16 protein-coding genes and 1 riboswitch are annotated in these 21,065 nt (G+C 66.7%); of the genes, 8 read left to right on the top strand and 8 right to left on the bottom strand.

From position 1 onward, the window contains the following. The first annotated feature begins 26 nt into the window (after positions 1–26). Complete coding sequence (locus LK434_RS03005) at positions 27–179, top strand: integrase core domain-containing protein (protein WP_006721303.1); 153 nt, start codon at positions 27–29, stop codon at positions 177–179. Here the strand turns inward: LK434_RS03005 and LK434_RS03000 are convergent. The 6 genes from LK434_RS03000 to LK434_RS02975 all read right to left on the bottom strand — a co-directional run bounded on the left by LK434_RS03000 (position 176) and on the right by LK434_RS02975 (position 8,936). Then, positions 176–820 (bottom strand): hypothetical protein, encoded by a 645-nt coding sequence (locus LK434_RS03000; RefSeq protein ID WP_148334584.1) that lies wholly within the window; start codon positions 818–820, stop codon positions 176–178. The two genes, LK434_RS03005 and LK434_RS03000, sit on opposite strands and share 4 nt — an antisense overlap. Further along, positions 820–1,491, bottom strand: a complete 672-nt coding sequence (locus tag LK434_RS02995; RefSeq protein WP_006721305.1) for a SipW-dependent-type signal peptide-containing protein — start codon at positions 1,489–1,491, stop codon at positions 820–822. The genes LK434_RS03000 and LK434_RS02995 overlap by 1 nt, the downstream gene beginning before the upstream one ends. Further along, the gene (locus LK434_RS02990) at positions 1,488–6,869 is read right to left on the bottom strand and encodes a M26 family metallopeptidase (RefSeq protein WP_006721306.1); all 5,382 of its coding nucleotides are present in this window, start codon (positions 6,867–6,869) and stop codon (positions 1,488–1,490) included. The genes LK434_RS02995 and LK434_RS02990 overlap by 4 nt, the downstream gene beginning before the upstream one ends. After that, entirely contained in the window at positions 6,869–7,582 is a 714-nt protein-coding gene (locus LK434_RS02985; protein WP_006721307.1) for a hypothetical protein, read from the bottom strand. Before LK434_RS02985 ends, LK434_RS02990 begins: the two co-directional genes overlap by 1 nt. 87 nt (positions 7,583–7,669) lie before the next feature. Further along, positions 7,670–8,377, bottom strand: a complete 708-nt coding sequence (locus tag LK434_RS02980) for a SipW-dependent-type signal peptide-containing protein (protein WP_040361262.1) — start codon at positions 8,375–8,377, stop codon at positions 7,670–7,672. A gap of 52 nt (positions 8,378–8,429) precedes the next feature. Beyond that, positions 8,430–8,936 carry a signal peptidase I gene (locus tag LK434_RS02975; RefSeq protein ID WP_083784222.1) on the bottom strand — a complete coding sequence of 169 codons (507 nt, stop codon included), beginning with the start codon at positions 8,934–8,936 and terminating at the stop codon, positions 8,430–8,432. A 256-nt stretch (positions 8,937–9,192) separates the two neighbouring features. Between LK434_RS02975 and LK434_RS10625 the strand changes: the two genes are divergently transcribed. The 4 genes from LK434_RS10625 (at position 9,193) to thiD (ending at position 14,321) form a co-directional block, all read left to right on the top strand. Next, a complete protein-coding gene (locus tag LK434_RS10625; RefSeq protein ID WP_457766484.1) occupies positions 9,193–10,026 on the top strand; it encodes an ISL3 family transposase in 834 nt (277 codons plus the stop codon). A gap of 56 nt (positions 10,027–10,082) precedes the next feature. Continuing rightward, positions 10,083–10,201: riboswitch (TPP riboswitch) on the top strand. After that, the gene (thiC, locus tag LK434_RS02960) at positions 10,192–11,541 is read left to right on the top strand and encodes a phosphomethylpyrimidine synthase ThiC (protein WP_040361513.1); all 1,350 of its coding nucleotides are present in this window, start codon (positions 10,192–10,194) and stop codon (positions 11,539–11,541) included. It overlaps the preceding riboswitch by 10 nt. 250 nt (positions 11,542–11,791) lie before the next feature. Beyond that, positions 11,792–12,631 carry a hydroxyethylthiazole kinase gene (gene thiM / locus LK434_RS02955; protein WP_227917826.1) on the top strand — a complete coding sequence of 280 codons (840 nt, stop codon included), beginning with the start codon at positions 11,792–11,794 and terminating at the stop codon, positions 12,629–12,631. A gap of 148 nt (positions 12,632–12,779) precedes the next feature. Beyond that, on the top strand, positions 12,780–14,321 hold the full coding sequence (gene thiD / locus LK434_RS02950; RefSeq protein WP_227917825.1) for a bifunctional hydroxymethylpyrimidine kinase/phosphomethylpyrimidine kinase: 1,542 nt from the start codon (positions 12,780–12,782) through the stop codon (positions 14,319–14,321). 11 nt (positions 14,322–14,332) lie between these two features. Here thiD and LK434_RS02945 read toward each other — a convergent pair whose 3' ends face one another. Then, entirely contained in the window at positions 14,333–14,593 is a 261-nt protein-coding gene (locus tag LK434_RS02945; RefSeq protein WP_040361268.1) for an ROK family protein, read from the bottom strand. A gap of 172 nt (positions 14,594–14,765) precedes the next feature. On the opposite strand from LK434_RS02945, the gene gltX reads away from it, so the two are divergent. Both gltX and sdaAA read left to right on the top strand, forming a co-directional pair. Beyond that, positions 14,766–16,241, top strand: a complete 1,476-nt coding sequence (gene gltX, locus LK434_RS02940) for a glutamate--tRNA ligase (protein ID WP_006721318.1) — start codon at positions 14,766–14,768, stop codon at positions 16,239–16,241. Positions 16,242–16,589: 348 nt separating this feature from the next. Continuing rightward, positions 16,590–18,194, top strand: a complete 1,605-nt coding sequence (gene sdaAA / locus LK434_RS02935; RefSeq protein ID WP_227917824.1) for an L-serine ammonia-lyase, iron-sulfur-dependent, subunit alpha — start codon at positions 16,590–16,592, stop codon at positions 18,192–18,194. Positions 18,195–18,377: 183 nt separating this feature from the next. Here sdaAA and LK434_RS02930 read toward each other — a convergent pair whose 3' ends face one another. Then, positions 18,378–20,051, bottom strand: a complete 1,674-nt coding sequence (locus LK434_RS02930; protein ID WP_083784238.1) for a L,D-transpeptidase — start codon at positions 20,049–20,051, stop codon at positions 18,378–18,380. 324 nt (positions 20,052–20,375) lie between these two features. On the opposite strand from LK434_RS02930, the gene LK434_RS02925 reads away from it, so the two are divergent. Further along, positions 20,376–21,065 (top strand): response regulator transcription factor, encoded by a 690-nt coding sequence (locus LK434_RS02925; protein WP_006721323.1) that lies wholly within the window; start codon positions 20,376–20,378, stop codon positions 21,063–21,065.

Below are 21,065 nucleotides of genomic sequence, written 5' to 3'. Positions count from 1 at the left end.
GCCCGGGTGGGGCGAGACGAGGACGCATGCGGTGTGCGCCCGGACGGTGCGCGACACCGGACGCCCTCCCGGCCTTCATCGAGCACTACAATTGGTCCCGTCCGCACAGCGCGTGCGGGGGCCTCCCTCCCATGTCGCGCATCGTGGGTGTAAACAACCTATTGGCACACAACAGCTAGCCGCGCGCCCTGGAACGAAGGCCGCACGTGACCAGGACGGTGCCAGCGAGCACGAAGGGCGCGAGGACCAGCCACGTGCCATCCCCTGTCTGGGCGAGGTTGCCGTCGGCGCCTCCCACCGCTCGATCCTCCGCGACGAAGCGCCAGTCGAGCGCCTGAACGGCCTCCATAGTCTCGTTGCCGACCTCCACGGGCACGTTCAAGCAAACAAGGAGCTCGCGCGAGCCATCCGCATCCAGCGTGCCCAGTGAGACGGGCTCGGCCATGCCGTGCTGGGTAGCAAGCGGTCCGCGTGCGATTTCGCGTCCATCAAGCAGGACGGCGACCTCGACGTTCTCAAGACCGGGCACCGGTCCCTCGAAGACGGCCTCGACGAACAGCTCGACAGGACGCCTGAGGTTGCGAGCCTCGACGCGCACGCTCTGCTCGATCGCGTCTCCGGGCATGAGATCCTTCGCGCCCAAAAGCAAATCGGTGCCGTCGGCCCCCTCGAAGACGATCTGCTCGCTCGCGCCGTCGTAGACAACCGTCGGAACGCCCTGGCCCCAGGCGGTAGGCGCCGACGCCATCAGCAAGACGAGCGATACCAGTGCCGTGAGCAGGCAGGCGCGCATACCGCGCCGGATTCCTCCTCGCTGCATCAGTTGCCTCCCTTCCGAACGAGAACGCCATCAGCGCCGGGCGTGAGGCCCGAGGAGGCGCCCCAAGCCTCGTTGAACGCGCGATGGGGATCGACCTGGATACCCTGGACCGAGACGTCGACCACGAGCTTGCGCCCGTCGGGATGGCCAAGGTCCCACGTGACCTTCTTGATGAGCGCGTCGGTCGCGGCGCCCGGCTCGAGCGGCGAGCACCAGTAGTAGAAGCCGTCGGCGCCCTCGACCCAAGATCCCGGCTGCGGATTTGCCTTAAGAGCGTCCCCCATGACGATGGTGTAATCGGGAAGGATCCCCGTGGGCAGGCCGGACTCCGATGAGAGCGGCTCCTCCCAGAGCTGGGCGCCGTCCTTATCCTGCCAATAGATGGAGAAGCCCATGCGCACGTAGGAGGCGATGTTCTTCCCATCGTCGGGCAGCATCGCCCCGACGTTCTCCTTGATACCGGCATCGGGCTTGAATTCCTCGCTCACCTGGGGCGCGACGTGGGCCGAAGTGAACATGTTGGTGATTCCGGACGTAGCGGTGTAGTACGCGAACGTAGCGGCGGCGCCGAGTAGCGCCAGCGCGGCGACGGCAGCAACGGCGACCGTCGCGCGACGCGGGGTGCGGCCATGCTTCGGGGCAGGCGGCTGCTTGAAGTGCTTAGCGCTCACAGGCGATCACGTCCCTTCGGAGCGACGGTGCTTGCAGGTGCTTCGAACACGTTATGGGCATCCCCCTGGCCGTCGAGCCAGAGGTCGCTCACGCGCTCGTTGGCGCACGCCACGCGCAGGGGCTTGGTCGTGTCGACGTCGAACGTGGCGGGGCTCGCGGAGGGCTTGCCGCCGACGCTCAGCGCGCCCGCGTAGCGCCAGGCCCAGGCACCGTCCTCAGCGACGCGGTACGTGCCAAACGGGAGCACGAGCGTCTTTGAGCCGGAGCAGCTCGCTCCGCCCTGGGCCAGGGCCACGGGAACGAGGACCGTTCTGGAATCCCCCGTCTTGGTGTCGGTCACGACGAAGCTGAACGAGCGCCCATCTGCCGCCGCATCCGCCACCTCCTTGGTGATGACGATGGATCCGTTGAACTTGAATCGCGCGATGCCCTGGTCGTCGGTCATCTCGTTGCCTACGAGCTCCGCATCGAACATCGGCGCCGCGTAGACGGCGACGTCGACATCGGGCTGGGGCGCGACCGTCGGAGGCTCACCCTGCGCCCCGTAGCCGACCTTTTGCACGGTCACGCTCAGCTCGGGCTGGGCGTAAGGGTTCTTGAAGTAGCCCTTGACCGGAGCGGTCGAGGAATCCCCGTCGTTGGCCGCCTTCATGTCGAGCGCCCACAGCATCTCGGGCATGAAGGGCTTACCGGCCGAATCAGAGGCGGACACGCGCCAGGCGACCGGATACAGGTCGAGGTCGCGATTGATCTGCGCCTCGTAGAACGCATCCTCGCACGGCACCAGGCGCCCATCGACCTTGCGGGCCCAGTTATCGAACAGCTCGCGCTCCGTGGCGCCCGCAACCTGCGCCGCGGCATCGAGCTGCGCGTTGATCTTCAGCAGCGCCTCGGCATCGATGAAGCTCGGCACGGTCTCGCCCGTCGGCTTGCCGTCGGGACCGATCTTGTCGACCATCTCGATGAAGGAGCGCGGGTCGTCCTCGTGCACGTAGGCCGTGTAGATGACGCCGCCGTCGACGCCGTGGTAGCGGACCTCGTGGACCGCCTTGTACACGGCGGTGTAGCACGCCTTATCGAACACGGCCGAGCCGAGTGGATGGGCATCGGACTCGGTCACCAGCGTTCCCGTGCCGGCGGCATGGTCGTAATCCCGGTACCAACCCTGGAACTCGTAGCCGGGAACGGGCTCCGCCGCCAGCGACAGCCGGCCGAAGTCGCCGCGGACGACGGTGCGCACCTTCGAGAGGTCCGTGAATCCGAGTCCGAGCAGCACGTCATCGATGTTGGAATCGACCGTGACCCCGCTCACGCGGTAGACGGCGAAGAGCTCCATGCTGCGGTTGACGCGCGTGGACTTGTTGACGAGAGGCGTGGTGCCGTCGTGGTCGATAACGTACTGAGCGTCCCCCTCGGGCCGAACCTCAGTCCAACCCGTGAACACGACGCGCTGGCCCGCGACCTTATCGACATCCTCGAGTGCGAACGCAGGCGCACCCTCTGGCGCGTCGCCCAAACGGTCGCCCTTGTTGCGGGTCACGACCTGCACGGCGTCGACGTTGGTGTGGTAGACGACGGCAAGGGGCTCGTAGTTCGCCACGAAGGTGTAGGACGGACCGGCCGGGAAGGTATACGAAAGCTTGGCGTTATCGTTGCCGACCGGCTTGCCGACCTCGGGCGCGGGAGACCCGTCGGGCGCCGTTGCCGAGATGGTCGCGATAGGCGCTCCGTTGCGCTCGACGGTCCACGACACGAGCTTATAGAGGTCCCCGCCATCGGTGATGCGCGTATGGGTGTCGGCGGAGAAATCGACCCTGATCCGACCGTCGCCGAGATCCTTGGCGAGGAGCGCCGTCGGGTCCTTGGGCACGTTGATGCCGGCTCCGTCCACGACGCCCGCGCGCTTGATGTTGGTCGTCGCGGCGTAGTCGTACTTGGAATAGATGGGATAGAGGTCCATCGGAGCGCTCACGCGGTCGGACTCGAGCACGATGTAGGACAGGGCATGGCTGATATCGGTGGTGCAGTACGCGTCGGTGCCGTCGTAGAGGGCGTTCCAGACCTTGCCGCCCTTCTCGGTCTCCGAACCCTTGGATCCGTCGATCCATCCGATGAAGTAGTAGCCCTCGCGCGCCATCTCGGCGGCGGACGGCGAGGCGCCGGAGTCGACGTTGGCGGCGCGGATATCGGCAAGGGTGCCATCCTCCGGCCCGGTCTCGTTCACGAGACCGTCGAAGGACACGCCGTCGAGCGCGAAGGGCCACTTGTAGTCATGATGCACGTCGGCGGGCAGTAGGACCGGCTCGTCGTAGCGACGGCAGACCTCCACCGTCTGCTGCTCGTCCACCTTATGGAACCGCGCCTCGGCCACCACGAAGGCGCGGCCACGGTACTTGTATGCAGCGGTGCTTCCGAGCCTTCCAGTTCGAGTCGGATTCTTAACATAGCTCCATCGATTGCCAAGGCCGTCGGATTGCCTATTCTGCAGGGACCAGAACAGGAAGCGATAGCCGGGAGCGGACGCATCCGATGCCTCGATGTCAGGGGTGAACCTCATCTCGAAACCGCGCGTGTCGCCGATCCACTTCAAGTCGACGGCGCCTGAATCAGGAAAGTCGGTATCGACCATAAGGTGGTAGTTGTTTTCCTCAACGAGATTATGGGAGTAGAGCTTGACCGGCGCGACGATATTTTGTGCATAGATTCCGTTGCATGGCTCGTCCCGCCTGCCGTGGCGCGCGTAATCGGCGCCCCAGTGAAGCACGCTCTCGGCGTCGAAGATCGGGCCCTCAATCTGCGCGGGCACGCTCTCGTAGCGCTCCCACTTGGAGATGACGAGCTTCGCGGGGAACAGGTCCGGGTCGTTGAAGGACTTCGCATAGTAGTCGACGCGGTACTCGAAGCGCGCGGTATAGGTGGTCTCACGCGTCAAGTCGGTATCGAGCGGCAGCAGAAAGGTCTCCTTATCGGACAGGCGCACCTCGGTGCCGTCGTCGAGGTTGAAGTACCAGCCGCGGAAGCGGTAGCCGTCCGGCCACGCGGCGGCGCCGCCGACCTTCTTGACCGACAGCTCGTAGCGCTTCACTCCGTCGACCTCGCGCGTAGCGATGCTGGTCTCGCCGACGCCCTTGCGCATGAAGGGCTTGTCGTCGACGACGGGAGCGCCGGCGACATCGTACTTATGGCCCTCGAACACCGTCTTGATGTTGGACGAGTAATCCGAGTAGACGGGATACAGGTCGAGCGGGCGCATCACGGGGTCTCCCGCGGCGTAGAAGACGCCGTCGCGCTTCATGGCGGCGAGCTGGGTCGAAGTGACGGCGGCATAGCCGGCATCGGGACCCTCGGTGTTCTTCCTGCTCGTCCATCCCTGGAAGACCGCGGTGTCGCTCACGGAGCCGCCCTGCGCGCGGTCGACCTTGGGCTCGACGGCGTTGGGTAGCGGAGCGGCACAATCGTACCAATCCGCCTCGGAGACGCCACGCGGCTCACCGGTCATCGGGTCGACCACGTCGCCCTTGACGTCGTGGAACAGCACCATCGCCTGGCTGTGGGCGATGAAGAGGTCGTTGTCGCGGAAGCCGGAGTCGTCTCCGGGTCCGGTGTTCTTCACCTTGGTGACGGCATTTGCCGACACCGTCTCCCCCGCCGTGATCAATCCGGCGATCAGGGAGGGATCGGGGTCGATGCGGTTCTCGTCGACATCGCGCGCACGATACCACTCGCGGAAGACGAAGCCCTGGTTCTTGGGATCGCTCAGCTCGGAATCGGCGATCTCGTCCAAAGCGGTCGTCTTGGCCTCGAGCTCCATGTCGAAATCGCTCGGCAGGTAGCCCTGGACGGCGAAGGTGTAGGGATCGGAGGTGGTCTGAGGCGCGTTGGTCGCGATGAGCGAGTTGGGACCGATGGTCGCCGTGCCCGCTCCGGGGAAGTCGATTGTGGCCTTGACGGAGGAGCCGTGCACGGGAATCCCCAGGTCGTAATCCATGATCCACTTGTTGATATGGGGTTTGCCGCCCAGGCAGTCGGTCGTGCGCTGGATGCCGCCCTCGAAGTCGAAGTCCGCCGACTCCCAGAACGAGCGGTCGGCATAGGTCTTGTCGTCCTGGGGACCGAACGAGGAGCCCGAGTACACCTTCTTGTTCCTGCGGTCGTTGATCGAGGGCAGGTCCTTGTTGGTGCCCGGGTCGAGCACGCTGCTCACGCTCGGCTTGAAGTAGGTATCGCGGATCGCGCAGTCGGCGTCGTTGTCCTGCTGGACGATTCCGCCCAGGTAGAGGTTCTTCTGGATGATGGGGATCACCAGCAGCGCGTTGTACAGATTGGAGTGCAGGTTGCCGGCGTAGTGGCAACGGGTGATCTGGGAGCCGTTGTCGGAGCGCGCGGCGATGCCGCCGACGTACCCGACGTTGCCCGCGCCCACGCTGACGTAAGTCGCGGCGTAGGTGTAGCAGTCCGCGGTCGAGAAGCTGTCGATGACGCGCGTGCCCTTGCCGATGGCCCCCGCTATACCGCCCGCGTACACCGCCTGACCGGCGACGGCGCCAACCGCGACGTCGTACTTGTTGTGCACGCGCGGATAGGTGTAGGCGACCTTGCCGTCTGCGCCGAGCGAACGGATGGGCAGGGTGCGGCAGTACTCGATGGTAGAGCCTTCCGCGATGCCCGCGATGGCCCCCAGATACAGACCCTCGCCGCCGAGGCCGGACACCGCGATCGTGGAGTTGTTGATGACACTGCCGCCCTCGACCTCGATGTCGTAGAACGTGCAGCCCTCAGCCTCGCCCGCGACCATGCCTCCGGCCAGGCCGGCGTTGGTAACCAGCGAGACGGCGTTGTTGGCCGGGGTGACCGACGACGTGCAGTTGGTGAGCTTGATGTGCTCGAAGTTGCTGTTCTTGGCGTAGCCCACGATCACGCCACCACGATAGTCCGCGCCGATGTAGGCGTCCTCGAAGTTGATGTTCTTGATGGTGGCGCCGTCCGTCCAGGCGAACAGGCCCGTGTCGGGGGCGGGGACGAAGAGTTTCCGCTCGTAGTTAAGGCCTTTGATGGTGTAGCCCTGGCCGTCGAAGGTGCCCTTGAAGGGGTTGTCCTTGCTGCCGAAGGTGAGCGAACCGATCTGTTGGACGATGCTATCGACCTGATCGCTCGACAAGTCGAGCGTCTTGTCCTTGGCGTCGTGCAGGTCGAGGACGTAATGGACGTTGCTCGTATCCATGTTCCTCGAGCTCAGGCACGCCGAGAGCAGATCCGCGAAGTTCTTGATGGTGGTGACCTGTTGCTGGGCCGCAGCGGGCGCGGGAACCATCAGGAACGATCCAGCCAGCAGCAGCGCGACGCATATGGAGAGCACCTTACCTCGAATGTTCGCCATCAGCGCTCGCCCCCTTCCTCCGGCCAGCCCTCGGCGTCAATCGCCGCGGCGGCGTTGTTCTCGACCTGGACGCCCTGGCCCACGACATGGAGCTTGAGCTCCGCTCCGGGCGCTGCGGCGCGCGCGGATGCGGCGTCGACCACCATGCCGGTTATGAGCTCGGTCGTGCGCTCGCCGCCCTCGAGGGCGGTGTCGCAGTAGTACCAGCCATCATGCTCGGTCCAACCCTGGGCGGCCAACTGGTAGGTGATGCAATCGTTGAGCGGGATATGCTCCCCTTCCGGGGTCTCCCCTACAAAGTCCAGGCGGACGCGGATATAGGCGGGGTGCGAGCCGGCGTTCTCCACGCGCACCATGCGATCGACCTTGCCGTAATCGCCCACGGGTATATCGACCGTCTCGGCGGGGACCTCCGCGCCGGAGGGCCCGGGCATGCTCTCGATCACGCGGACGGACACGCCGCCGAAGGTCGCGCGATTCTGCGCGATGGCGCTACGAGATCCAGCGGAGAGGGTCTGCTGCGCGGCGCCAGCCGCCAGCAGGGCGAGAAGCAGCACGCACCCGAGCGCCGCGATGCAGGCGCGTCGAGCAGGCTGGCGGCGCGGCGCGTCCTCGGACACCGTTGGCCCATCCCGCCTCGCATCCTCTCTCACGGCGCTATTCGAACCAGCTGCCCGGGTCGTTGCTTCCTTGTCTTCGACTGCATCGCTCATGGCTCCGCAGACTCCCTCCGTTGCATCTCGCAGGGATGCACCCGGGCGAGCGAATCGCCCGGGTGCATCATGCGAGGTACGTGCTTGCTACTGCTTGTTAGCCCAGGCCTTGGCGGCGTCGGTGATCTCGGCGACGTCGATCTGCTCGGTCTTGTTGGAAGCTGCGACCAGGTAGGCGCTCACCTTGATGGACTTGCTGTTCCCCAGGACGGCGTCCGCATCGAACTTGACCTTGCTGAAGACCTCGCCGGTCCAGCTGTCGGCGGTGGGGTTGGCCGTGAGGATGGCGGCGTCACCGGCGTTGACAGCGACGTCCTTGCCCACGTACACGAAGAGGCCGCCCGTGTACTCGTTTGCCTGGCTATTGTACTGGGTCGCCTGGACGGCCTTCCAGCCATTGTTCAGCGTGAAGTGGGCGCCGCTCGTGAAGTTGTTCTTGACGTTCACGAAGACATAGCAGCTATCGGAGTTCTTGCCGATGCCCACGTTGGGGTTCTTGGGGATGGAGGAGCCAGGGGTCACCTTGGAGTTCGCGATCCACTGATTCTCGACGATGTTGCCGTTGACCTGGCCATGATGTCCGTTGTGCTCGGGGTCGGGGGTAACATCGGGCTTAAGCGGCTTGTTGGGGTCGGTCGGGTCGGTGCCGGGTTCGGTGATTCCGCCGTCGACGAAGTTGTTCGTGATCTCGCTCGTGGACGAATACCACGCCATGACGCCGGCGACGCCGACGAGGGCGAGACAGGCCACGAGGGCGATCACCAGGCCGGTCCTTTTCTTCTTCTGCTGTTCCATCATGTTCTCCTTCCTTGCGCTCGCGCGCTGGTTACCTATGGCGACATGCGCTCTATCTGCGCATGTGCGACCCGATCGGGGTGTGATCGGCCTCGGAGCGCTCGATGAGCTCGATGCCGATCGCCGCGGCGAGCATCAGCAGGAGGGCAGCCGCGATGATGAAGAGGCCAGCCCGCCCCGTGAGCAGGCTGTTGAGATAACCAAGGAAGGGAATGCACAGCACGGGCTTGCCAACCAAGCGCTCGTACGGCACCGGCTGCGCGTCATGCACGATCTCGCCGTCGCCCGTCTTGTTGGCGATGCCCTGCGTATTGAATTGTCGATTGGCTTGGTCCACCTCGTAGACCTGATGGGTCACCAGCGTGCCCGACCCCAGCTCGAAGGTGATCGCATCACCGATCGAGACCTCTTCCGGCTCCACGGAGGCAACGTAGATGAGGGAGCCCACGGGGTACTCGGGCTCCATACTGCCACTCAGAACTGCATAAGGGGTCAATCCTAGAAGACGAACACCTACAAATGCAATGAGGAGCGAAAGAGCGACCCCCCCCCAACACATATTAGAGTATGTAATAACTTCTTGAGCACTGGCGAGCTTCCTAGGGGGATAAGGTATTTAAATTTGATGACCAGTATACGACACATCTACCATTTTGCAACGCTTTTGATGATTTCCCTCATTACTTGACATTTTTAAGGATTCTTCGGGGATTTGTGTGGGTTGAGCGGACGGTGAAAACCGACATCTAACGGCAGCGGCGCACCCCGCGCCGCGTGGAGTGCCCCGAGCGCGGCGTCAAGGCGCAGGCGGTCCCGTGGACGGGATATGCGCCCGCGTGGGGGCATCGCTCGAGGAGGCCGACGGGCGGGGCCGCCTCGACGGTCTGCGCTCGATCGGCGTCGACGAGACCGGCTACGAGAAGGGCCGCAAGTACATGACCGTGGTGGTCGACCACGACCGGGGAAGGGTCGTGTGGGCCTGCGCCGGCCACGGCAGGCGCCAGCTCAACGCCTTCCTCGACCCGCTCACGGAGGGGCAGCGCGCCGGCATCGAGGTCGTCACCGCCGGCGGCGCGCGCCGGATCGCCGACGTCGTCGCGGAGAGGGCCCCCGGCGCCGAGCTCGCCGTCGACCCCTTCCACGCCGTCTCGTGGGCGACCGGCGCCCTCGACGAGCCGGGGCGCCGCGCGTGGAGGGAGACCGGGTCGGCGCCCGCGCCGAGACGGCGCCGCGGACGCCCGCGCAAGGGTGAGCCCGCCCCTCCCGACCCGGCCGGGCGGGTGAGGGGCCTCAGGTTCCCGCTGCCCGAGAACCCCGAGGACCTCACGGAGGGGCAGGCCTCGACGATCCCGCCCTCGCCCGCCTCGTTGCGCCCGCGATCTTCTCCTACGTGGGAATCCAGTATCAGAACATGGCCCCCGGGATCCTGGACGAGTGCGCGCTCGCCTGGCTGCAGGAGCACCTCTGGATCCTGTCCGAGCTCTACGGCTGCGCGCGTCCCTTCGACGCCGTGCAGCCCTATCGACTCGAGATGGGAGCCGAGGGCCCCGACGACCTCAAACGCTTCGATATGGGGTTCCGCTTCGCGCCCGAGCTTTCGAACGGGAGCGGACCGCGTCAGACCTTCGTCTTCAATAAACGCTAGGTAAAAGGCGCGAAAGACGGCGCCGTGTGCGCGGATAGGGCTTACAATCGGAACCGACAACTGCATATCACGGGGAGCCTGCAGGACGAGACGGCAAGCTGAGAGGGGGCGGCGCCCGCCCCGACCCGAAGAACCTGATATGGATAATGCCAACGAAGGGAGCGAGTGCATGAGCACCATCAACACCGCCGGCAATCCGCCGAACGAGCCCATCACGCAGATGGACTTCGCCCGCGCGGGCAAGATCACCCCGCAGATGCGCACCGTGGCCGAGCACGAGGGGCGCGACCCCGGGTACATCCGCGAGCGCGTGGCGCGCGGCTCGATCGCCATCCCGGCCAACATCCGCCATATCGAGCGCGGCCTCACCCCGCGCGGCGTGGGCGAGGGCCTCTCCACCAAGGTCAACGTGAACCTCGGCATCTCGGGCGACAAGGCCGACGCAGCCGAGGAGTGGAAGAAGGTCGGCATCGCCGTCAACCGCGGCGCCGATGCCATCATGGACCTCTCCAACTCCGGCAAGACCCGTGCCTTCCGCCAACAGGTGATCGACGAGTGTCCGCTCATGGTGGGTACCGTGCCCATGTACGACGCCATCGGCTACATGGAGAAACCGCTGGTCGAACTCACCGCCGAGGACCTGCTCGAGGTCCTGCGCGTGCATGCCGAGGACGGCGTGGACTTCGTCACCGTGCACGCGGGCATCAACCGCTCGGTGGTGAAGACCTTCAAGGAGACCGGCCGCCTCATGAACATCGTGAGCCGCGGCGGCAGCCTGCTCTTTGGCTGGATGGAGGTCACCGGCAACGAGAACCCCTTCTACGAGTTCTACGATGAGGTCCTCAAAATCTGCCACGAGTACGACGTGACCATCTCGCTCGGCGACTCCTGCCGCCCGGGTTGCCTCTACGACGCCAACGACGCCATGGAGACCGCCGAGATGATCGAGCTGGGCAAGCTCACCAAACGCGCCTGGGACGCCGGCGTGCAGGTCATGGTCGAGGGCCCCGGGCACATGGCGATCGACGAGATCGCGGCGAACATCAAGCTGCAAAAGCGGTTGTGCCACAACGCCCCCTTCTACGTGCTGGGGCCGCTCGTGACCGACATCGGCGTGGGCTACGACCACATCACCGCGGCCATCGGCGGCGCCATCTCGGCCTCGGCCGGCGCGGACTTCCTATGCTACGTGACCCCCGCCGAGCACCTGTGCCTGCCCGACGCCCACGACGTGCTCGAAGGCCTCATGGCGACCAAGATCGCGGCCCACGCGGCCGACATCGCCAAGGGCGTCCCCGGCGCGCGCGACGCGGATAACCGCATGGCGCAGGCCCGGCGCAAGCTCGACTGGGAAGAGATGTGGAAGTACGCCCTCGATCCCCAGACGGCTCGCGAGCGCTACGAGGCATCGCCGGCGGCCACCAAGGGCACCTGCACGATGTGCGGCAAGATGTGTGCGGTGCGCACGGTCAACAAGGTGCTCGAGGGGACGACGATCGATCTGGACTCGGAGCACTAGGCTCGGGCGACGTGGCTGAGGATAATGGCCGGGTCGGGGGGACGGGGTGAACCTCTCACGTTCAGCTTCGGCTTTGCCTCAGAAATCGCGCGAGGGGTTCACCCCGCCCCCCGACCCTGCGTTGCCACGGCTGAGGTGGCTGGCTACGCGCCACCACGTTCCTAAAAGAAAAAACTTGCTTGATGCTCTGCCTTGGCATTGCATCCGCCCTGGCAGAAGCGTTTCATTCGTTATGGAAGGATTGCTTACTATGACTATTTCCGCCGCTGATCTTAAGGACGCCCTCACTGCTGTTCGCGAGACGGTGCCGCTGGTGCATTGCATCACCAACTATGTGACGGTCAACGATTGCGCCAACGCGCTGCTGGCGTGCGGCGGCTCGCCCATCATGAGCGACGAGCCCGAGGACGTGGCCGACATCACGAGCATCTGCGGCGGTCTCGTGCTCAACATCGGCACGCTCAACCAGCACTCCATCGAGGGCATGCGCGTGGCCGGCAAGCGCGCGGCCGAGCTCGAGCACGCCATCGTGCTCGACCCGGTGGGCGCCGGCGCCTCGGCGCTGCGCACCGCCACCGCCTCCGAGCTCATCGACACCCTGCCCATCACCGTCATCCGCGGCAACATGAGCGAGGTCAAGGCCGTCGCGGGTGCCGCCTCCTCCACGCGCGGCGTCGACGTGAACCCCGACGACGTGGTGACCGACGAGAATCTCGCCGAGAGCGCCGCCTTCGCACGCGAGCTCGCGGCAAAGCTCGATGCCATCGTGGCCATCACCGGCGCCATCGACATCGTGGCGAGCGCCGATCGCGCCGTTGCCATCCGCAACGGCGTTGCCCTCATGGGCAAGATGACGGGCGCCGGCTGCGTGCTCTCGTGCCTCGTGGGCGCCTACGTGACGGCCAACCCCGCCTCCAGGCTCGAGGCCGTCGTCGCCGCCATCGCAGGCGAGGGCCTGGCCGGCCAGATCGCGGCCTCGCGCATGGGCGAGCTCGATGGAAACGGCAGCTTCCGCACCTACCTGCTCGACGCTATCTGCAACATGACCGCCGAGCAGCTCGCTGCCGGAGCGCTCGTGGAGGAGCTCTAGGGGGCCGCGCCCTTGCAGCCGAGGCAGGGCGGGCACGCACCCGCCCGCCCTGCCGTCCCCGAAGGGCAGTGCCAGTGCCCCCTCGCCACACGGCCCTTCGGGCAGCCCTCCGACGCGGAGGGCATCGCAATCGAGAGGAGATTCGTACATGGCACCTCGCCGCGGGCGCTGGAGCGCCCAGGACATCCGTACGCATATGCGCCTATATGCCGTGACCGATCGGGCCTGGCTCAACGGACGCACCCTGCCCGAGCTCGTAGCCGACGCTATAGCCGGCGGCGCCACCTTCATCCAGCTGCGCGAGAAGCACGCCACGCACGATGAGATCGTAGCGCTCGCTCGCGAGCTCATGCCCATCTGCCATGCCGCAGGCGTGCCCTTCGTGATCGACGACGAGGTCGAGATCGCACGCGAGGTGGGTGCCGACGGCGTCCACGTGGGCCAAAGCGATACCGCCTGCGCCGATGCGCGTCGGCTGCTGGGTGACGGCGCCATCATCGGCGTCTCGGTCCAGACCGTCGAGGAGGCGCGCGCTGCCCAGGCGGCGGGAGCCGACTACCTGGGCGTGGGCGCGCTTATCCCCACCCCCACCAAGCCCGATGCCGTCGATGTCACCTCCGAAGAGCTCGCGCGCATCTGCCGAGCGGTGGACATCCCCGTGGTGGGCATCGGCGGGCTGCGCGTCGAGACGCTCGACGTGCTCGCGAACTCAGGTGTAGACGGCGCGGCCGTGGTCTCGGCCCTCTTCGCGGCCGATGACGCCCAAGCTGCCGCGCGAAGCCTGCGCGCCCGTCTGGACGAGATGCTCGGCGGCGGCGAATCCGCCTTTCCGGCGTTGCCCCCGGCATGCGCCGCACTGCCCGCCGTACTCGCCATCGCCGGCTCCGACTCGAGCGGCGGCGCGGGCATCCAGGCGGATATCAAGACCGTCGCGGCCCACGGGCTGTTCGCCGAGACGGCCGTGACCGCGCTCACCGCGCAGAACACCATGGGCGTCCGCAACGTGCTCGAGGCGACGCCGACGTTCATAGCCGAACAGATTGATGCGATATTCGAGGACATCCCGCCCGCGGCGATAAAGATCGGCATGTGCCCGTCGGCGCCCGTCATCGAAGCCGTCGCCGACGCGCTCACGCGCTGGAGCGCCACCAACATCGTGCTGGATCCCGTGATGGTCGCCACATCCGGCGCCCGCCTCATCGCCGAGGACGCGGTCCATGCACTCGAAGATCGACTCATACCGCTCGCGCGCCTCATCACGCCCAACATGCCGGAAGCCGAGGTCCTCGCAGGCTTCGAGGTGCGCGACGAGAAGGACCAGGAGCGGGCGGCCGTCGCGCTGGCCGACCGCTTCGGCTGCGCCGTGCTCGTCAAAGGGGGGCACGGCGTCCACGATGCCAACGACGTGCTGGCCCTGCCACCGACTGAAACCGCAGACGTCGGTGCGGGCGTTCGCACGACGTGGCTTCGCAGCCCCCGCGTCGATACCGAAAACACCCACGGCACCGGCTGCACGCTCTCGTCGGCCATTGCCTGCGGTCTCGCCAGAGGTCTCGGGCTTGAAGAATCGGTGGCGGCAGCGAAGTCATACCTCATGGGCGCGCTCGAGGCCGGGCTCAACCTGGGCGCCGGCTCCGGCCCCATCGACCACATGTGGGCCTACCGCCCGCACCAGAAGGTGCCCGTTTAGGCACCCCGCCCTCAAAAAGAGGGCGGGCACCAAATTGAGAGGTGGGGCTGTGGCCCGCGCGCAATCGATGGCGGAAAACGGTAGCACAAGTCGGTCTCATGCAGGCGCGCCATCCCCGCACGCAGGGCGTCGAGCACGCCCTCGATGGCGGCCAGGAAATCACCCGAGCACGTGGCCGGCGTGGGGACCTCGCCCTTGCCGTCCATCTCTCCGTCCGTCATCGCCGCATACTTGATGGCCGTGCCCCCGACGTCGAACACCGCAAGCCTCATGTCGCTCTCCCCTCTCATGCGTCGCCCCGCGACGCCCGCTCGCGCCGCGGCGGCGCGAAGTCGAACTTGTGTGTCCATCCCAGCAGGTGCGCCCGCAGCGGGGCATGCGGCGGCGGGATGCATGTATAATGCAGGTCGTTCAACTGGTATCCGTATTGCAGAGGAGCCGTACATGACCTCTCCCGTCCGCGTCCGCTTCGCGCCGTCGCCCACCGGCAAGCTGCACATCGGCGGCGCCCGCACCGCCATCTACAACTGGGCGTTCGCCCGCTCATGCGGCGGGGCGTTCATCCTGCGCATCGACGACACCGACCCGGCCCGCTCAACCGAGGAGAACACGCAGGTCATCCTGCGCGCCATGCGCTGGCTGGGCCTTGACTGGGACGAGGGCCCCGAGGTCGGCGGCGACTTCGGCCCGTATTCCCAGACCGAGCGCCTTGACATCTACCGCGAGGCCGCCGAGCGCCTGCTCGCCGAAGGCAAGGCGTACCCCTGCTTCTGCACGCCCGAGCAGCTCGCCGCCGACCGCGAGGCCGCCGCGGCGCGCAAGGACCCCTTCCAGGGCTACCAGCGCCGCTGCCGCGACATCCCCGCCGACGAGGCGCGCTCACGCATGGAGGCCGGCGAGCCCTACACGCTGCGCATCAAGGTGCCCGAGGATCGCGGCAACGTCGTGATCAACGACGCCGTCCACGGCAAGGTCACGTTCGACGCCAAGGAGCTCGACGACTTCGTGATCTTCCGCTCCGACGGCACGCCCACCTACAACTTCGCCACCGTGGTGGACGACGCCGCCATGGGCATCACCCACGTCATCCGCGGCGACGACCACCTCTCCAACACCCCACGTCAGGTCATGGTCTATGAGGCCCTCGGCGCCCCGGTACCCACCTTCGCGCACATCTCCATGATCTTGGGCGCCGACGGCAAGAAGCTCTCCAAGCGCCACGGCGCCACCTCCGTGGAGGAGTACCGCGACGCCGGCTACCTGTCCGACGCCTTCGTGAACTACCTGGCGCTGCTCGGCTGGTCGCTCGACGGCGAGACCACGGTCATCCCGCGCGACGTGCTCGCAAGCCAGTTCAGCCTCGAGCGCATCTCCAAGAACCCGGCGACCTTCGACCCCAAGAAGCTCGACTGGATGAACGCCGAGTACATCAACGCCATGTCCGATGCCGACTTCGCCGACCAGATCATGCTTCCTGAGCTGCTGCGCGCCGGCTTGATCGATGAGGGCTTCGAGGCCGACGAGGCATGGGTCGACGCCCTTGCCGCCATCGTCCGCCCGCGCACCAAGATGCCGGCCGACGCCGCCGTGGTCGCCACCCCCGTCTTCAAGACCGCCGAGACGCTCGAGTACGACGAGAAGTCCGTGGCCAAGGGCCTCGCCAAAGAGGGCATGGGTGCTGTACTCGACGCAGCGCGGACCGCACTTGAGGACGTGACCGATTGGACGGCTGAGAACATCGACGCCGCGCTCGAGCCTCTGCCCGAGGTGCTCGACGTCAAGAAGCGCCTGGTCTTTGGTGCCGTGCGCGTGGCGGTATGCGGCAACATGGTGAGCCCGCCGCTGGGTGAGACCATGGCGCTCATCGGCCGCGACGACTGCCTCGCCCGCATCGATCGCGCCCGCCCGATGGCGGGGTAATCCGCCCGACCGGCCGCGCCCCCTTTTATCCCTTCGCTCAGCTTCGCTTGGGCTCAGAAATCGCTCAGGGATAAAAGGGGGCGCGGCCAACGTGTATGTACGCTCGCCATCAGACGAACGAGGTCGATGCGGTGCAGACCGCCCCGACCATTCGCCTACGCAAGACGTTGGGTGCACGGACACCTCGCTTTATCCGTTACCGTACCAGCCATTTCTACGTGTATGAAGAAGCTGTTCGACTCCTTTCGGGGAGGGCTTGCGCGGGGTGCATCCCTCGCGCGATTCTGAGCGAAGTGAAGCTGAGCGCGGGGGATGCACCCCGCGCAAGCCCGTCCAGTAGGAGGAGCCATGGGTTCGAAGCCCCAATCGTTTGCCACGACCTCGGCGTTTGAGATACTGGGGCCCGTCATGGTCGGGCCCTCTTCGTCGCATACGGCGGGAGCGCTCCGCTGCGCGCGCGTGGCGGCGACCCTTATCGAAGGCTCCATCAAGGCGGTGCGCTTCACGCTCTGGAACAGCTTTGCCCACACCTACCGCGGACACGGTACGGACCGGGCGCTCGTGGCCGGAACGCTCGGGCTCGACACCGACGACGAGCGCATCCCCGACGCCTTCGCGCTCGCGGACGCCGCGGGGCTCGCCTATGAGTTCGACATCGCCGGAGACGACCCCTCGATCCACCCCAACACGGTCGACATCCACCTGGTGAGCGACACGGGGGCCCAAGCGGACGTGCGCGGCGAGAGCCTTGGCGGCGGTCGGATGCGCATCAGCGCCATCAACGGCGTGCACGTCGAGATCTCGGGCCTGTACACCACCCTGTTCGTCGCTCACCAAGACGCACCCGGCGCGCTCGCCGCCCTCACGGGGGCCCTCGCGCACGCGAGCATGAACATCGCCTTTTGCCGTACCTACCGCACCGAGGCGGGGGGCCGCGCCTACTCCGTCTTCGAGACCGACGGCGCCCCCGCGACGGGCGTCCTCGACGCGGTGCGCGCCCTAGACCTGGTCGACTACGCGACCTTCATCGAGATGCCGGGCGCCGCGTCCTCCTTGGCGCCGGGCGTCTCCGTACCCGACCTGTTCGACGACGCCGCGCAGCTCCTCACCGCCTGCCATGAGAAAGGGCTCACGATCGGCGAGGTCATGCGCGCGCGAGAAGAGCTCATGTCCGGCGAGCGGCGCGCGCGGAGCACCATGGCGCGCGTGCTCGAGGTGATGCGCAACGAGACCACGGCGCCCATCGCGCGCCCGCAACGCTCGCTCGGCGGCTTTATCGGCGGCGAGGCGAGGCTCGTCGCGCAGGGCGGTGCACGACTCGACGAAACGCTGCTCGGCACCACGCAGGCGTCGGCTGTTGCCCGCGCCATGGCGGTGCTCGAACGCTCCGCCTCCATGGGCGTCATCGTCGCCGCGCCCACGGCGGGCTCCGCCGGCGTGGTGCCCGGATGCGTGCTCGCCTGCGCGGAGGCCCTCGACGCGACCGACGACGAGATCTCCGACGCGCTGTACGCCGCCGCGGCGGTGGGGCTCATCCTGTCGACCTCCGCCTGCGTCGCCGGTGCCGAGGGCGGGTGCCAGGCCGAGGTCGGCTCCGCCGCAGCCATGGCGTCCGCGGCCCTCGTCCAGCTGCACGGGGGCACGCCCGATCAGGCGCTCGATGCCGCGTCGATCACCATCGCCAATCTGCTGGGCCTCGTGTGCGACCCGGTCGGCGGTCTGGTGGAGGTGCCCTGTCAAAACCGCAACGCCATCGGCGTGGCCGCGGCGTTCACCGGAGCGCAGCTCGCCCTCTCGGGCGTCCGCTCTCTCGTGCCGTTCGACGAGATGGCGGCGACGATGCTCGCCGTGGGGCACGCGCTTCCCGCGACCCTGCGCGAGACCGCGCAGGGAGGCATCGCCGTCGCGCCGAGCGCCCAGAGCGCCTGCGCCCGTTGCGGTATGTGCTCGTAAGGGGTTGTCGTCGAGCGAATCGTCAAGCGAAACCGAGACGCCTCCCCGATCAAACGGAAGACTCGCGTAAAATGCCGGCCAAACGACGCACCGCTGCATACGGGTGGGCGCCGCAGAGAGATCTGACGGCGCCCACCCTTATACGTATCCGATACACATCCGCGTTCGCGCGCCAGCACTCCCCTATGGGTGCACGATCACACAGTCGCCCACCTGGATCAGGTTGTAGAGCTCCGCCGCCTTGTCCAGGGGCAGGTTGACGCAGCCGTGGCTTCCCGCCCAGGTATACGCCTGCGGATTGGAGAAGTAGGCCGCGGGTTGCCACGTCGCGTCGTGCAGGCCGATCGCGTTGCCCACAAAGGGCATCCAGTACGCCACGGGCGACTTGTAGTCGGGCTCGCCGTCCTTGTCCTCGTCAAAGCCGATGAGCGTCTCGTTTTGGCGCTTGGCGTTGAGGATGTACACGCCCGTCGGCGTGGCGTCGCCCTCATTGGGGTTGCCCGTCACGCAACCGCTCTCCCACACGAGCGTACCGGCGGCATCGTAGTAGCGCACATGCTGCTCGGTCAGGTCGATGTCGCAGTACGCCCCCCAGTCGCGCTCGCCCTTGGCCGTCCACGTTGCGGCGTTTTGCAAGGTGGGAACGTCGACCTCCCCGACCTGCTTGTTGGCCACGGCATCCTGCAGCAGCTTGACGAGCTCCGCCTCGTTGCTGTTCCAGCCGTACGTGCCGCCGCTCACCGTGACGGACTTGCCGTCGGGTCGCGTGTAGGTGCGCTCGCAGCCGATGGTGTCGAGCTTGCTCACGGCGAGCTCGTGCACCCACGCGGTGAGGGGCTCGGTCGTGAGCGTGGGCGTGAGGTTCTCGTCGAAGGTCATCCACTGCACAAAGGTCGAGCCGTCGAGCGTCGCCACCACGTTGCCGCCCATCTTGAGGTCCACATCGGTGCCGATGAGCTCGTTGGCCGCATCGATGGCGGCCTGGACCTGCTCCTCGGATGCGCCGTTGGCGAGCGGCACGAAACTCTGCTCATCAAGTGTTACCGTGTCGTCGAGCGTCGAGATCGCCATCAGGGCGGCGCGCTCGATGGAGGCGGCGTCCAGCTTTTGGTTGGAGCGCGCCTTGGACAACGTGAACATGCCCGCCTCGGCATCGTAGGCGCCGGCGGCGTCGAACGTCCCCGTGCGCGTGGCGTTGTAGGCGTCAAGCGCGGCGCCCAGCTCCTCGAGGAAGGCATCGCGGTCAAAGGAGTCGGGCAGCGCGATGTCGTCGAGCTCGACGTCCTCCTCGCCGTCCTCAGTCGACTTCACGGCCCCCTCGGCGGGCTCGCTCTGCAGGGCCTGAACAAGGCGCGCGGGCCAGATGAAGGGCTCGTTGCCATCGATGACGGCCGCGACCGCGGCGCCCGCGTCGATGACCTCGCTGGCGGACTCGGGGTCGAACTGCCACGTGAAGCCATCGCCCTCGATGGTGAGGCGATACCCTTCGGCCGAGGTCTTCACGCGCGAGACGGCCGTATCGCGCATCATCAGGGACACGTCGACGTCGGCGATGACGGTGTTGGGGTAGCAGGCGTTGCTGAACAGCACGACGCCCGCCCCGTACGCCACGGCGACTACGAGGAGGAGCACGCCGAGCGCGATGAGGGGCCCGCGGCCGCGCCGCCTTTCAGGTTTCGACGCGGCCGCGCGATGCGACGGCGCGTACGCGGCGGAGCCGACCGCCTGGCGTTCATCCCCTTGGGCGAAACGCGAGCCGCCCAAGTTGGCGCCGTGGTGCGAATTGCCGGTCAAACGACCGGTATCGTCCCCATGGGCACCCGACCCCGATCCATATGCGGGAGAAAGAGGTGGCATGACCGTCGTCCGATCTTGCACGTGCCGGTCCGTGTTGTCGCGAGGCGTTTTCATCTGCTATCCCGCTCTCCGAGAATGAACATAAAAACGGACACATTATAGCTCAGCAAGCGCACGCGTCCCCCATCCGAGCGCAGCTCACACGTTGGTAATCTTATGGCGATCTCCCAGCTCATCGACCTCTTACAGAAACGTCACGCACGGCGTTTCGAACGCCCGCCTACAATAACTCTTGCGTCGAGCGCGCCGCACGTAACCCCCGTGGGTGAACGCGGAGCCCAAAGCCGACCACACCCGTACGAACCCGCGCCCGGAGGCGATGCCATGCCCACCCGCATTCTCCTTGTAGAGGACGACCCCCTCATCGTCGACTCCCTCACCGAGCTGCTCGCCGGATCCGGCTACAGCGTGGACACGGCCGACACGCAGCAACGGGCTATCGAGCTCGCCGTCGACTCGGGCGGGGCCCATCCCTACCAGCTCATCTTGCTCGACGTCACCCTCAGGCAGGGCAACGGTTTCGCCGTGTGCGCCGCCGTGAAGGAGGCGACGCCGGACGTCCCGGTGATCTTCCTCACCGCCTCCGACGATGAGTTCAACACCGTCACCGGCCTCACCATGGGCGCCGACGACTACGTGGCCAAGCCCTTCCGCCCGCGCGAGCTGCTCGCCCGCATCGCCGCGACCATCCGGCGCTCCCAGCCGAGCAGGCGCGTGGTGTCGCTCGGCCCCATCCGCATCGACACCGACCGCGCCTATGTCGAGCGGGAGGGCGCTGAACTCACCCTCTCCGCCCTGGAATACCGCCTGCTGCTGCTCTTTGCGACCAACCCCGGCAAGCTCATCACGCGCGACAAGATCCGCGATGCGCTGTGGGACAGCGCGGGCACCTACATCGAGGAGAACACGCTGTCCGTGTACATCAAGCGGCTGCGCGACAAGATCGAGGGCGACCCCAGCCGCCCGGAGCTCATCCAGACCGTGCGCGGCTTGGGCTACAAGGCGAGGGGTTAG

The sequence above is a fragment of the Collinsella stercoris DSM 13279 genome (genome assembly GCF_020735465.1).
Taxonomy (GTDB): Bacteria; Actinomycetota; Coriobacteriia; order Coriobacteriales; family Coriobacteriaceae; genus Collinsella; species Collinsella stercoris.
The sequence above is the reverse complement of the archived record's forward strand: the minus strand, read 5'-3'. Positions and strand labels throughout refer to the sequence as shown.